This is a genomic window from Lactobacillus rizhaonensis, from assembly GCF_036246345.1.
GTDB classification, from domain to species: domain Bacteria; phylum Bacillota; class Bacilli; order Lactobacillales; family Lactobacillaceae; genus Lactobacillus; species Lactobacillus rizhaonensis.
On sequence record NZ_BTTV01000010.1, the window covers coordinates 1 to 13,981 of the forward strand.

At 28.7% G+C, this 13,981-nt stretch carries 13 protein-coding genes; 3 read left to right on the plus strand and 10 right to left on the minus strand.

Annotation, left to right across the window (positions count from 1 at the left end; genetic code table 11):
* Positions 1-94: IS3 family transposase (locus AAA915_RS09115; RefSeq protein WP_147444110.1), on the plus strand; the 94-nt coding region annotated here is incomplete at its 5' end.
* Positions 95-105: 11 nt separating this feature from the next.
* On the opposite strand, the gene AAA915_RS09120 is transcribed toward AAA915_RS09115, so the two are convergent.
* The 6 genes from AAA915_RS09120 to AAA915_RS09145 form a co-directional block, all read right to left on the minus strand.
* Complete coding sequence (locus AAA915_RS09120) at positions 106-984, minus strand: homing endonuclease associated repeat-containing protein (protein WP_034981263.1); 879 nt, start codon at positions 982-984, stop codon at positions 106-108.
* A 671-nt stretch (positions 985-1,655) separates the two neighbouring features.
* Positions 1,656-2,906, minus strand: coding sequence for a hypothetical protein (locus AAA915_RS09125; RefSeq protein WP_338201862.1), 1,251 nt, complete (start codon positions 2,904-2,906; stop codon positions 1,656-1,658).
* Positions 2,907-3,160: 254 nt separating this feature from the next.
* On the minus strand, positions 3,161-3,793 hold the full coding sequence (locus AAA915_RS09130) for a tyrosine-type recombinase/integrase (protein WP_122052530.1): 633 nt from the start codon (positions 3,791-3,793) through the stop codon (positions 3,161-3,163).
* 436 nt (positions 3,794-4,229) lie between these two features.
* On the minus strand, positions 4,230-4,634 hold the full coding sequence (locus tag AAA915_RS09135) for a type II toxin-antitoxin system HicB family antitoxin (protein ID WP_034981271.1): 405 nt from the start codon (positions 4,632-4,634) through the stop codon (positions 4,230-4,232).
* 57 nt (positions 4,635-4,691) lie between these two features.
* Complete coding sequence (locus AAA915_RS09140; RefSeq protein ID WP_034981274.1) at positions 4,692-4,883, minus strand: type II toxin-antitoxin system HicA family toxin; 192 nt, start codon at positions 4,881-4,883, stop codon at positions 4,692-4,694.
* 456 nt (positions 4,884-5,339) lie between these two features.
* Positions 5,340-5,573 (minus strand): helix-turn-helix domain-containing protein, encoded by a 234-nt coding sequence (locus AAA915_RS09145; protein ID WP_052060372.1) that lies wholly within the window; start codon positions 5,571-5,573, stop codon positions 5,340-5,342.
* A 287-nt stretch (positions 5,574-5,860) separates the two neighbouring features.
* On the opposite strand from AAA915_RS09145, the gene xerS reads away from it, so the two are divergent.
* The gene (gene xerS, locus AAA915_RS09150; RefSeq protein ID WP_338201869.1) at positions 5,861-6,955 is read left to right on the plus strand and encodes a tyrosine recombinase XerS; all 1,095 of its coding nucleotides are present in this window, start codon (positions 5,861-5,863) and stop codon (positions 6,953-6,955) included.
* Between the two features lie 1,181 nt (positions 6,956-8,136).
* Here xerS and AAA915_RS09155 read toward each other — a convergent pair.
* The 3 genes from AAA915_RS09155 to AAA915_RS09165 are packed head-to-tail and all read right to left on the minus strand — an operon-like array spanning position 8,137 to position 11,562.
* Complete coding sequence (locus AAA915_RS09155; protein WP_081945380.1) at positions 8,137-9,747, minus strand: ATP-binding cassette domain-containing protein; 1,611 nt, start codon at positions 9,745-9,747, stop codon at positions 8,137-8,139.
* A 37-nt stretch (positions 9,748-9,784) separates the two neighbouring features.
* Positions 9,785-10,690, minus strand: coding sequence for an LpxL/LpxP family acyltransferase (locus tag AAA915_RS09160; protein WP_338201872.1), 906 nt, complete (start codon positions 10,688-10,690; stop codon positions 9,785-9,787).
* On the minus strand, positions 10,687-11,562 hold the full coding sequence (locus AAA915_RS09165) for a ThiF family adenylyltransferase (RefSeq protein WP_122052532.1): 876 nt from the start codon (positions 11,560-11,562) through the stop codon (positions 10,687-10,689). Before AAA915_RS09165 ends, AAA915_RS09160 begins: the two co-directional genes overlap by 4 nt.
* A gap of 859 nt (positions 11,563-12,421) precedes the next feature.
* Between AAA915_RS09165 and AAA915_RS09170 the strand changes: the two genes are divergently transcribed.
* A complete protein-coding gene (locus AAA915_RS09170; RefSeq protein ID WP_122026729.1) occupies positions 12,422-13,192 on the plus strand; it encodes a biotin--[acetyl-CoA-carboxylase] ligase in 771 nt (256 codons plus the stop codon).
* Positions 13,193-13,850: 658 nt separating this feature from the next.
* Here the strand turns inward: AAA915_RS09170 and AAA915_RS09175 are convergent.
* A partial coding sequence (locus tag AAA915_RS09175; RefSeq protein ID WP_338201472.1) for an IS3 family transposase occupies positions 13,851-13,981 on the minus strand: 131 nt, incomplete at its 5' end.

Genomic DNA, 13,981 nt, shown 5'->3' on the forward strand with positions numbered 1-13,981 from the left:
TTACGTTTACTGGTTCAATCATATTAGAAGATCAAACAAACTAAAATACACGACCCCGATCAAATATCGAAATCGTGCATTGAGTCTTGCATAATATTAAAATGTCTAACTTTTTAGTTGCACTTCATTTTGCAATGTACCAATTTTTATGCCTGTTTTCTGTTCGGCTTCTAACCAACTAGAATATTTTTTGCCAGCAATTACTATTTGATGAGATTTAGTTGAATCAATTTTTATGCCTTTTTTATCTAAAAATTCAGTTAATGATGGACGATTAATAACCTTTTGATTACTTTGGTTGATCAAAAAATTATTAATACGTGAAATAGTTAGGCTTTTATCATTGGATGCAGCAACAACATTTTTAAAGCTTATTGTTTTACGTTCTTTGATTAATTTTTGAGCAGCTAAGATAATATCTTTTTCGACCTTTTTTTTTCGATTTTCACGTTCCGTCTGCAGATCAAATTCTTTAGCAAAATCATCAATACCTTTCCAGTACTTCATTATTTGATTAGCTGGGAAATGATCTTTATACATTTCTTTCCAAGTTGGCATACGATGATACTTCTCAATTTCTTTTCTGCCTTTATAAATGACCTCTTGTTTGCTAATAATTGAATTTCCAACAAAAGTAGCATTTATGTGACAGCTTTTTAAGGCAGCCCTCCATGATCCACCTAATCTTCTGGCTGCAGTACGTGAATGTTCATATTGATTTTCTTTAGGAGGATAACCTAGTCTATGATATAAGTCTTGAATTTCTGAAATCAGTTGTATGGTTGAAATTCCACGATCACAGTGTTTGATTACACCTACCTTGTAGTCATCCATTGACTGTAAAAAGTAACGATATAAGCCATATTTTTTGATAATAATGGTTTGAGAACTAGTAGATAAATCTTTCTTCAAAGGAATTCTTTGAAGCTTTTCCTTTATTTCTTTATATTCCATAATAGCCGTATTTAAAGTCTTTTCTTCCATCTGTTTTTCCTTTCTAATTAGTCACAATTTAGCATTTGCTTTTTAGCTAGAATAAAATGTAAAAATTTTAAAAAAACTAAAAACAGGTGATGTATTATAATATTTTTAATATTTATCAAATAAAAAAGCCCAGTTATTTAAACTGGACTTTTTCTTTGAGCGAAAAAATTTTGATCTTGTGAATTGATCATAAACAAATATAATAAAATAATTACTAATTCTTCTAAAACAACAATAATTTGATTGAAAGATAAAATCAAAAAAATACAATAAATATTGATTTTATCCAATCATCTAATCTAAAACAACTTTTTTAAAGTCTTATCATAATAAAACCTCCATACTAAAAAAGATCAGTTATGCTGATCCTCACTTGTAGTATTCAATTTTCTTATTTAACTCAACGCAAAAAAGGCTTTAAGTACATACTTAAAACCTTAATTTTAGTTAGCGATAAACAATAAAAATATCTTACGATAGTGATAAACAATAGACGAATTTCAACAATGAAATTCAACACCAACGCTTAATGATAAATCAAAAAATCAAGCAAAATTAAATGAATAAAAATAAAATTTATTCACATGATTATTATACAAAATTTTTATCCAATAGTAACCCTAGATTATCTTGAAATATTATATCGTACTTGATAATATTCCAAGATTTTCCTACATATTAAAACTATCAGGATTTCCAAATTGGTCTTTTAAAACCTCTGACCAATTAGAAATATCATCAATATGATCGGGATATACACTTAATAAAGTTCCAAGTAATTGTATGAAATAATTTGAAACAGAGCGCTTTTCATCAGTGCTTACTCTAACTAACCGAGCAGGGCCATTAGCAGCTTCTGCAAATAAGCAACGAATGTTAGAATAATTGATCTTTTCTTGAATAAGACTATCAATAGGTAGAACTTTTTTTTCTTTAACTGTATTTTTTTTTGTTAAATAGACTGTATTGGAGAAGGCATCCCATTTTTGGCTTGGATAAAAGAAATAATTAAGTTCTTCACCTTTAACATTTTCAAAGAACTTATTATAGAACTTAATTGCACCAGGTAACTGTTCTGGATATTTAGTATAAATTGCTTGATTTAATGATTTGAGACCTTTAAAAGTATCATCATAATTTGAATAAGTTAGAGATAAGAAATTGGTGTGTCTAGTACCCACGAAAAGGCAATGCCAATCATATGACTCATTCTGAATGTATTGTGCAACATCTATCACGTCTTGTTCCACTTTGTGTTCACTTAGAGACCTATCACAATCATAAGTGCCAAAAGTAGATAATCTTAATAATAAGGAATTAGTTTGGCTTCGCCAATCTGCACTCCTAAATAATAAATGTGTCCGCAACGTTCTTGCTTTTTTTTCAATAGCTTCCAAATATTTAATAGGATCCAAATTATAAGTACAACAAAAGCTAAAGACTAAATTAGCATATTCAGATATATTATTGAATGATGATTCGTAATACATAGTATTATTGTCATAATTTACAAATAAAGTATAATCAAGAATTTCATCATTCTTTTTTAGAGTCTTAAGACTAAGATTTAAATCCTCAAGTTCCTTTTCAATTGATTCAATTTTAGAAATATTCATATATTTACCGATGTGAGTAAAAGTATCAGTAAGCTGAATATAATCAAAATCTTCATTAATTTTCTCTACAGGATTTTTTCGATAGCAAATATCTTTAATGCCACTAGTTATTCTCTCAAATAGGTAATCTTTTTTTAATTGAGATTGTAGTAGCAAGTTAAAAATCAAATCTGATTGTCCCTGCATAGAATTACCACAAGTAAAATTGGATACAGCTTGGTCTTTATAATATACTGTGATTAATCCTGAGTAACAAGTTATATCATCTAATTTTTCTACCATGTTTTTAATTTCGTTAATTTTCATGTTGTTCTCCATCTGATCTATAATTAATTTCTGATTCACTTTCAATTGTACAAAAATTTATTTGCCCAAAACGAAAGTTAAACATCCAAGAATTATTAAATATTTATCTTTAAAAGCATAATTTTTTCGATGCTGAGAAGGCGATTTTAAGACCAAGTTCAGTTAATTTAATTAACAATGACACAGAATGCTTAAAAATAGCAAAAGAAAAAAGCCCTTTTTTGAATGAAAAGAGCCTTTATAAATTTAGAAAATTAAACTCTATTAAAGTTAATTTGATCTAGTAATGCTTCCTTACGTTCTTCTTCAAAACCTAAGTATCTGAAAGTCATTGCTTCGCTACTATGATTCAACAAGTGAGATACGAAACCAATATTATGTCCTGTCTGTTCGTAAATAATGAATGCTCCAGTCTTTCTCATAGTATGTGAACCAATCCAATCAACACCTAATTTAAGTCCAATTTTGTGACAGATACGATAATAAGTGTTCTCTGCAATCGGCTTATTTTCACCTAAGTATCTTGAACTTGGAAATAACCATTCACTAGATGCTAATTTTTTATAGGGATGCTTTTTTTCATAGTCTTGCAACCACTCATAGTAGTCTTCCAATACATCTCTTACTGGAGTGAGATATAGTCTGTTCTGCTTTTTTGTTTTCTTATCTTTGGTAAAGACTTCTTTTTTTACTCTGCCCCTCTTATCGAAAACTTGATCTTTTTTTAAAGCCAAAACATCACTTACTCTTAAGCACGTAACTTTACCTGTCTGAAAAATGGCATAGTTCCTTTCTCCCATTTCTCCTTCGCTTTTTAATTTGTCTAAAAACTTTTTTAGCATAATTGAGTCCGTAATTGGTCGTGTATCTTTATGTTTTCTCGGCATTTTTTGTTCCTTACTTTATGTTATCTTTTAAAGCCTTGCTATATGGTTATTTTAACGTATTAAGTAGAATAATTCTATTATATTTATTTATTCTACATAGTTAAATAGCTCAAAATTTTACTATCAGTAAGAATGCACCTTTTAGCATACTATGTAGAAAAAGTATCTTTTTCTACATAGTTTAAATTTGAAGATGTTTAATCAAAACAAAATATACGGCTAAGTTTATTAATTAATAGTCAAAAAAGATGAACTAGGCCTTAGAATCGCTCTCTCAGCATAACAAAAAACAGAAGCAAGGTATAAACTTACTTCTGTATATTTAATCTGTAGAAACCTTTTTCCGAAAAAGTACAATATCTTTTAAGTTATAAGGATCATAATCTTTTATAAAAATTGGTATAACCTTCCAAGGACTATTAACCAAACATAAATATTATTTTTCTTGCAAAATTGCATTAGTCAATAAAGATGAAAAATTCAATTTTAATTTTTTCGCTTTACGATCAGCCCACTGGGGAATGGTTAAAGTCTTTTTTACCAACTTATCGTTGTCTAAGTACTTTGATACATTTGCTCTAATCAAAGTTGCAAAAGAACCATCCGGGACTTTCAGCTTATCTATTTTTGAAGGAGAGTTAATTGAGTCACCACTTTCAATATAGTCCGCCAAAGTTAATCCTAGTGCTTCCTCAGCCATCTCAATTCCATAAGAAATATTATCAGTATTGATTCCAGTAAAAGCACCTTGAATGTCAGGAAATTCGATTAAATAACCGCCATTAGTTTCTGGTGTAAAAATTGCAGGATAAACTAAATAAAGCTTAGTTTTTTTACTCATAAAGCATTCTCCTTTGAAAAACGCAAAGTGATTAAATTATCAACTTTGCGTAAAATTTCAGGGCTTTTTAAGCCCTGCTTCCTTAAGAATTTTACGCTCAAGGCCATTACCAAGATCTTGATTGCCATGAATAGGTACCGTTATTCTTACACCATCTTTATATAAATGATGATGTGAGCCAGCAACTCGACGTTCAATCCAGCCATTTTCGAGTAATAGCTTGAGCATCTCCTTTCCTGTAAGTGGCATGTATACTTACCTCCTTACGTTTTTAATTGTAACACGTATTACACGTGTAAACAACAAATAAATTAGTTAGCGTCTTTTAGTCACTAGCCACTTCATTAATCCTAGAATACTAAAAAGCAGTTAGAGGGATGTTTACGTGCATCCATTGAATAGAGCCATCATTCAACCTAAGAGAAGTTGTCAAGAACTTTATAACTTAGCACAATACTTACCTAAGAAAAATTTTTCAAACCAGCTTTAGTCAAACGAAATATCATTAGAGCTTTACCGCAATTTAATTAATCGTTGGCGTCCTGGAACATACACCTTACCTGTTATCAGTCATTTACCATTTGAATTTATCTAACAGCAGGCTTAATTTGTTTTTAAAAACTATTAGGTAGTCGAAACAAAAAGAGAGCTTAAAGCTCTCTTTTTTACGTATTTAGACTTGCTGATATTAAGACGGTATGAATTCTATCCTATCCTTACCTTTTGCTTAGTTGCTTGGGCAATTTTACTCAATAACTTTGTGGAAGTATTCATTGAACCACTCTTTATCCGTACAATTGTTGATTGTGGCTTATCTATTAGTTTTGCAAATTCTCTTTGGCTTAAGCCAAGATTACTTCGTAAATTCCTTACCTGAACAGCAATTTCAAAATTTATATTATTTTGACTAACTTCTTTGGCAAATTCAGGATCACGCATACTACGTTCACGTGCATATTCATAAATTTTTACCTCTTTTCAAATTCAATCTTCTTTTCTTTGCCTTACTTATTTCTTTGATTGGTGTTTTTTGTCTTTTTTATTAAAACCATGTGTCATAACATAATGCCCATTTTTAAGTCGTAATTGTTTTAAGAACCTCTACGATAAAGAATATGAACTAACAAAGTTTGCTACCTTTAATAATTAAAATGGTATTATACTTCCTTTATAGCATCTTTATTATCATTTATAATAGACATATAAAGATTTGGAGATGAAACTACTTGGATGCAAAACAATATTCAAAATTAATTGATAAGGAATTACAAAATTTACCAATTTATGTGTTTTATTATTCACAACAACCTAATCTTTCTTTGACTACTGTTTACCAATATTTAACTGAATACAGACGATTCTTTGATTGGCTTAGAATTACACCTGCTGATGTAGAAAATCCAGGTAAGGGGTACATTAGTAATGCAAAGAACAATAAGGATATTCAATTATCTACTTTAGAGCATCTTCAATCTGCTCAAATTCAAATGTTCTTAAAAGAATTAAGTGTAAAGCAAAATAAACAATCTACAAGAGACAGCAAAAAAACAATTAATAGAACAATCAATGCACTTAGATCATTATTTCATTACCTTACTGTTACTGCGGATTTAAAAAATGGAGAGCCTTACTTTTATCGAAATGTAATGCTTAAAATCCCTTTGGTAAAAGGATCACGTGAATCTATTTCTTATCGTAATGCTAAATTTTCTCCTATGCTTTACACTGGAAGCAAAAAACATGAGTGGTTAAGCTATATCAAAAACGATTATGAAAAAGAATTAAGCAATAGAAAGCGTTCTTCTTTTTTATTTAACAAAGAAAGAGATGTAGCCGTTATAGCTTTATTGTTAGGATCAGGTATTAGAGTATCAGAGCTTGTGCATTTAAATTTAAAAGATTTAAACGTGACTCAGCGAAGCATAATCGTTATACGAAAAGGAAATAAAAAAGATGCACCATTAATTGCTGATTGGGCAATGCCCTATATTAAAGATTATTTAACTATAAGAAAGCAGCGCTATAACCCTGAAAAAAAAGAACAAGCATTATTCTTAACTAAATATGCCGGCAAAGCCAAGCGTATTGCAACGAATACAGTAGAATGCTTTGTTAGCAAATATTCTACTGCCTTTCCTGATGGAAATAGAACAACACCCCATAAATTGCGTCACTCATTAGGCACTGAACTTTACGATGAAAGTAAAGATGTTATGACTGTAGCAACTCAACTAGGACATACAGGTATCTCTGCTACAGATCAATATATTCAACAGACTGAAGTAGAAAAGCAAAGAATTCAACTAGACAAAATAAAATAATAAAAAATGTTCAATAGGAATTATCTCCTATTGAACATTTTTACTTTTTATAAGGATGTAGTGGAAACTCAAGAAATGCCTGCAAATTAACTAACACATATTCTTAAACGTAACACATATTCTTAAGCGTGAATAATATCATTGTATACTGATATCAATATATTGCTAATTGGTTTGAAATCAATTTTCATTGCATCACTTCCTATAGTTGAAAATGTTCTTAGTTTATTTATAAACCTCTTTATAAATACTTTAATTATCAAAGTATTTTGCAGCAATATAATATTGCAATCTTGACTAACTGTCAAATACCGATCTACAATTTAGTTAGTGCCAAATTTTTGTGGATAATAAGCTTTCAGCCCTTACCTGCTGCTGTTTATAGTTTTCATTTTTAAATTATTTGCTCAGATAGCTTTAATATCTGCCCGCTATTAATAATTCCCTAATCCAGTAACGTGTCTTAACTGCTTCCGTAAAAATTTGCTTGGGACTGCTCATAATATACGAAATTTTCTTTACCTTAAAGCAAAAAAGCAAAGCACTGATAAGCAATAGTTTGCGTATTTAAAATATACTTACCTTTGTTGTCTTTTCTGGGTTTATCAATATTGTCTAGCTGTCCAATTATTTAATATAGCCCAAATCTATTAATTATGCATACTCTCAAATATTTACTTATCAGTTATTGTGTCCTGACACATGAACTTGTTGGTTATTAATTTTTGATCTAAAATAAAAAGTTAGCTTGACAATCACTTATTTCATATAACTGACTTCCTTGTTAATGCACTTTTTCAACACATGGACCCTAAGTGTCCAATACTTTTCAAACAGATTTAAGCAAGGAAATAACGAAGCTGCCAATTTTTATAACGACGTTAATTACTATTAGGATAAAGCGTAAAAAATGCTTACAACTCAAACCCACTTTAGCACAAAACAAAAGTGGTAAAGGCAAAATTGAGCTAGCCTCATCTCCATCACTAACGTTAGAATGTTTATATATAAAAAATCATAATGAGACTAGTGTGCAAGAGAACCGTTTAACTGGTAAAGACCACACTGCTATCAAAACCTAATCAATAACCTAAGTGTGAAACTTGTGTTAACTATCATCAAAAAAATTTATACTTAATTCTTGACATACTTCATATTTTTACTTTTGATTTTCACTGTACTTAACAATTTAATCTTAAAGTTTTATTTTCAAGTACATAGTGTGTAAAATGTGCATGTTTAAATTCAATATCGTCATAATAATGAGCAACCTCAATCACTGTACAATCTAAATTTTGAATAATTTTATTTATTTTGTCCGACATTTTTGGATCTAAACTAGAAGTTGCTTCATCAATTAAAATAATTTTTTTATTAAAAAGAAGAGCTCTAGCAATTTCGATTCGCTGCCGTTGTCCACCAGATAAGTTTTTCCCACTTTCACCATAATATCTATTTAAAGCATCGTTACCTAGTTCATTAATCAATCCTACTTTTTCAAGAACAAATAAACAATCTTTAGTTGAGAAATCCTCGCCTAAAGTTAGATTAAAACGCAAAGTATCATTAAATAAGTTGGGATTTTGTCTTATATAAGCAATCCTACCAGATTCGAGAATATTGTTTATTTTACTATTCTTTTCCCTCAAATAAATTTTTCCGCTACTTGGTTTAATAGAACCCTGAATCAAATTAAGTATTGTCGATTTACCAACACCAGAAGCTCCTGTAATCAAAATTTTTTCTCCAAAAGTAATATTTAAATTCAAATTATTGATAATCTGTTTACCATTTGAGTACGTAAAATAAACATTTTCAAAACAAATTTTTGGCTTAATATCTTTCGATATTTTTTTAGGAGCTTTAAATTCAATCATATGTTCACTATAAGATTTTCGAATTTCTTGAGTAGTTTTTATCTTACTAAGATACTCTGAAACTGTTCCTAATGGACCTACGACTCTGTCACTAGCCATAAAAATACCAATCAAAGCTGCAGAAGATATCTTTCTTTGAATAACTAAAAGCAAGCCAATACCAATAGGTAAAATATAACTAACAACTGAAAGAATTGAAGCGACAAAAAAAGTAACAGCTTGCCAGTTATTCATAAGTAAATAAGAATTTTCGGATTCATTTAAATACTTATCTGTATCATTGTACATATACTTTTCAGCTAAATAAGTTTTGATAGTATTGGCTCCATTAAATAAATCAGTTACCTTACTTAAAAATCTACTACTATCTTCCTGCCACTTTGAAGAAGTGGCAGTTAATTTTTTACCAAAAATCTTTGGAGTTATCATAGGTAATAAAGAAAATAAAATAAACAAAATTCCAATAGGTATGCTTAAACTTAAAATATAAATTCCAGAGATTAATGCCATTAACAAAGACGCAAATACTTCAAACATCAGACTAAAGTAATCTGTTTCAACCAATTTAAAATCATTAAATATTTTTGAGACATTATCCGCAGTATCACTACTAAAAGTTGAAGTATTAATTTGCCCATAAATAAAATTACTTTTGAGCTTTACATTAAGCTTTTTTATTGCTAAATTTATTAACATTTTTCTTAAAGTCATTGAAAAATACACAATAGCCATTGCTGAAAAGCTTTTGACAGCATAAAACATTACTTCTAAAAATGTTGAGTTATGATTAAAATTTGCTATAGAAGAAAGTACCTGTGCCAAAACTACTCCATCAAATGATGAAATAATTGTTGTTATTATTATTGAAAATACGAGCCAATTAGGTAACCATCTAATTATGTTTTTTATTTTCATTTTTATCACCGTTGTATATTAAATTAATATATAATACTTAATTGATTGATATTCTATTTTTGGAAAACAAATACCAATACCACCACTTTTCAGGAGTCTTAACTATTATACTGTTTATCAGTCTGTGAATATTATTATTAATCTGTCCTACTGTCATATCTTTTATATTTATCTTGGAATAAAATCTTAATTCATAATGAGGAAAATCATCTATTCTTGTAAAAGTAACTGGTTGTATATTTGAATTATTTCGTTTAGCTAAGGCTGCTAATCCGTACGCTACGGGAAAGAAATTATCTAAATACTTAGTACGATACTTGGGTTTAGGACCTAATGTATATTCTGGAAATTCAAGTATATTTTTTGAATTTTTTAATAAATTATCCAACTTAAAAAGAGCATTAACTGGGTTAGATGTGTCTAAAACTTCTGTTATGTGCTTTTTTAAGCTCGATAACATTACATCTAAAATGGACCGCATATGCTCCCCTTCATCACCATTAGCTAATGGAACATTTTGAATTCTTAAACTCGCCAATATTATTGGTATAGAATAAAAATCTCCCCAATGTGGACTAAAAATTATCGTATTTCCTCTCTTAATATCATTTAATTTTTCTTCATTTATAATAATTAAATTATTTTTTAGAAAACACTTTGTCTGAGAAAATAAATAAACAAATATAGCATCAGTTTCTTGAAACAAAATATAGTTAGCCCATTTTTTGCTCAGTGACTCTTGGTTTTTTAAATTAGTAAACTTCATGGCTTTACTTGCAATTGTCACAAGGTCTTGAATATTTTCTTTTTTTTCGTTTATTTCAATTTGTCTAATTAAAGAAATTTCTTTCCAAATCAAATCAAGTTGATTACTTTTTTTTAATACTTGGAAAAGACGTTGATCATCTAGATCACTCAAATACATAGAAAAATCATAAATCATTCTGTTGACTCTTTTCTTATCATAGTCTTTCTTATTTGATACAAGTTCATATCAAACTCATTAAAAGAGTTTATCAATAACAAGTTATCATTATTATTAAACAATTTAAAAAACTCATTTATCTGAATAGCAGCAATAATTTTTATTATTGGCAAAAACGACATGTTCACCACAGGAGGTATAATTTCCTGATTTTTGTTTCGTCCTAGTTTTGATGTTTCAAGATAATCTTTCCACGTAAATGTTTTTTTAGGAATTACCATAGTTCCTAAAGAGGCCTCATGTCCTGAATAACCTCCACCAACAATATGTGGTACTCCCTTTTTTAAGCATTCATTTGAAACCAACAGTGATACATTTTTTATACTTGGATAATCAGCACACGAAAAAACAAAATCTGTCCCTGCAATTACTTGGTTAATATTAGTCTGATCAACTTTTAAGCTAATGTTATTTATATTTATTGCAGGATTAACAGTTTTACCAAATTTTTTAATAACATCAACCTTTGATTTATTAATATCTTTAGATGTAAAAATTGCTTGATTGGCTAGGTTTTCTGGTTCTACTTTGTCAAAATCAACTATAGTATAATTTTGAACACCTATTCTAAATAATTGCTCAAGTAAATTTGATCCTAATCCTCCACAGCCAATAACAGTTATATGCTTATTCATTAGCTTTTTTAAAAACTCATCAGTAAATTTGTTTTTATTAGGATACATATTCAAATAATTATTTTCCCTATCTAATAGTTCATAATTATTTTTCAAGGACTTATATACTATTAATCCATCGCAAAATAATTGATTACAAAAATCTTTTAGAAAATGTTTATTGATTTTTTTTGAGGACAGTTTCTGATTTACCATGTGTAATATTTCAGAGTCAGTAAATTCACCCGTTAAATAAGATATAATATTACTAACATTTATCAGATACTTTATTTGGAGTAATGCTTTCCACTTTATTAGTTAACATAATTATTCACGACCTTTCTAAATATATTTTAATATATCATATAACGTTTTTTAATTAAATTGCAACTTTATTTAATTTAATTACAAATTTTTATAATATAAATTTTTAATCCTTGCCTGCTGCTATTTATAGTTTTCTTTTTTAAATTATTTGCTCAAAGGGATTTAATATCTGCCCAACATTAATGATTCCTTGATTCAATAATTTGTCTTAGCTACTTCGCCAAAGTTTGCTTGAAACTGCTCATAATACGGCAACTTCTTTACCTTAAAGTTGCGGGTATAATTTTTAAGTTCATGGCTTGATCAAGCCAGAAGAAATAATGCTTAGATTTCTTGTCTTGATAATATATTCATTTAAAAGTTAGCTACTCATATAAAGTCTGTTTAATACAAATCCACATTGCTTCAATATTGCTTTTTACGACTAGGCAGATGCTACATAAATAAATCTAATAACTTATCAAAAGTGGGATCATTAATTAACATTTTATTAGTATTACGTGATAAATTGTATATTAAAAACTGTAAGTCTTGTAATAAACTAGTCATATAGAAGAAAATCTCACTGAATATAATCTTGTTCAAATTACATTTTAATAGAAAGTTCTTTTCTGTTTTTTTATTTTCCACATAAATATTTTATACTAACTACAATTTATTATAATTTTGCTTCTTAACTAAGCTTGATATATAATATTTTAAAGATTTATTTGAATATCAAAATTTATTTAACAAGGGTAAAATAATCATGATTAAAAATAATATTTCAAAAAATCAAAATCTTATTGCCAATCAATTATCTGACTTACCAATTACTGTAACATGGCTAAAGCAAGTTGATTCTACTAACACATACGCTAAACAGCACTTTCAAGCACAACAATATCAAAGTATTATTTTAGCTGGTAGTGATGTCCAGACACATGGCTATGGCAAACAAAAACGTTATTTTATTTCTAATAGTGGTGGCGTTTATTTGTCGCTTATTGCAAAAGTGCCACACTTAACAACAAGTAATCAAGGACTTTTAACTACTGGAACTGCGTGGTGTCTTCACCAAACTATTCGCCAGCAATTTAATACCATTTCCGATATCAAATGGGTTAACGATTTACTCTTACATGGGAAAAAAATCGCTGGTATTTTGATCGAAAAGATTGCTACTCAAACAGTTATAATTGGTATTGGTTGCAACTTGTATCAGCCTAATTTAGAACAAGCGTTAGCATCTAGTACTAATGTATTAGACTATCCTCCAACCACTGAACAATTTTGCAAGTTTGTAGCCCAATTAGTTAGAAAACTCATGTCATTTATACCTAATTTTACACAAGAGCAATTTCTATATGATTACGAAAAAAACATGTCAATGCTTGGACAAAAAGTAACTGCTATAACAGGAAAGAAAGCAATTACAGGAGATGCTGTCAGACTCGACAACCAAGCAAACTTGATTCTTAATAATCATGGCCAGCTTGTAACCATTAATAGTGGTGAAGTACTTAAAATTAGACAATAATTTATTACTTTTAAGTAAGCAAAAATTAATAAATAACAAGTTTATTATCTTTTCCAATCTTCGCTTAAAGACAGCTAATGTCACAATAAAAAATAGAAATTATTGATCTTTATTCAGCAGTATTTTTCTCATGCCTTAATTATTATGTAAAATGAATTAATCTTTATGTAACTAAAGCTAGACGGACTTAAAAGCTTATATATTATTTAGTTATAATTTACTTCTGTATATTTTTATTCTATAATCTACTAATAAAGAGTAAAACTTTTAATTTAAATATTAAAAATAATTAGTATACCTATCTTTTTAAAAAGCATCGTGCAATAAATGATTTAGTTTTAGTTAAAGCACCTGTACTTATTTCTACCTTTAATTGAAACTGATAACAGTCATAATGAGGTAAGTATTGCTTTATGTAAGAGCTATATTCTTAAAGATAAAGCCAGAATAATAACATATTTACCATTACAATAATATTATAAAACTATACCATTATGAAAAAACGTTTATCTAACTTTCAATTAAGCATAGAATTACATATTATTGAAGTATGTACGAACAACGTAATTGAAATCATTGAATAATAACAAATTAAAGACCAACAATTGATCTGACCCCCCGAAATTGAAGTGCAACTAAAAAGTTAGACATTTTAATATTACGCAAGACTCAATGCACGATTTCGATATTTGATCGGGGTCGTGTATTTTAGTTTGTTTGATCTTCTAATATGATTGAACCAGTAAACGTAATCATGCAGTACTTCCCGCATTTCTGCTAGTGAACTGA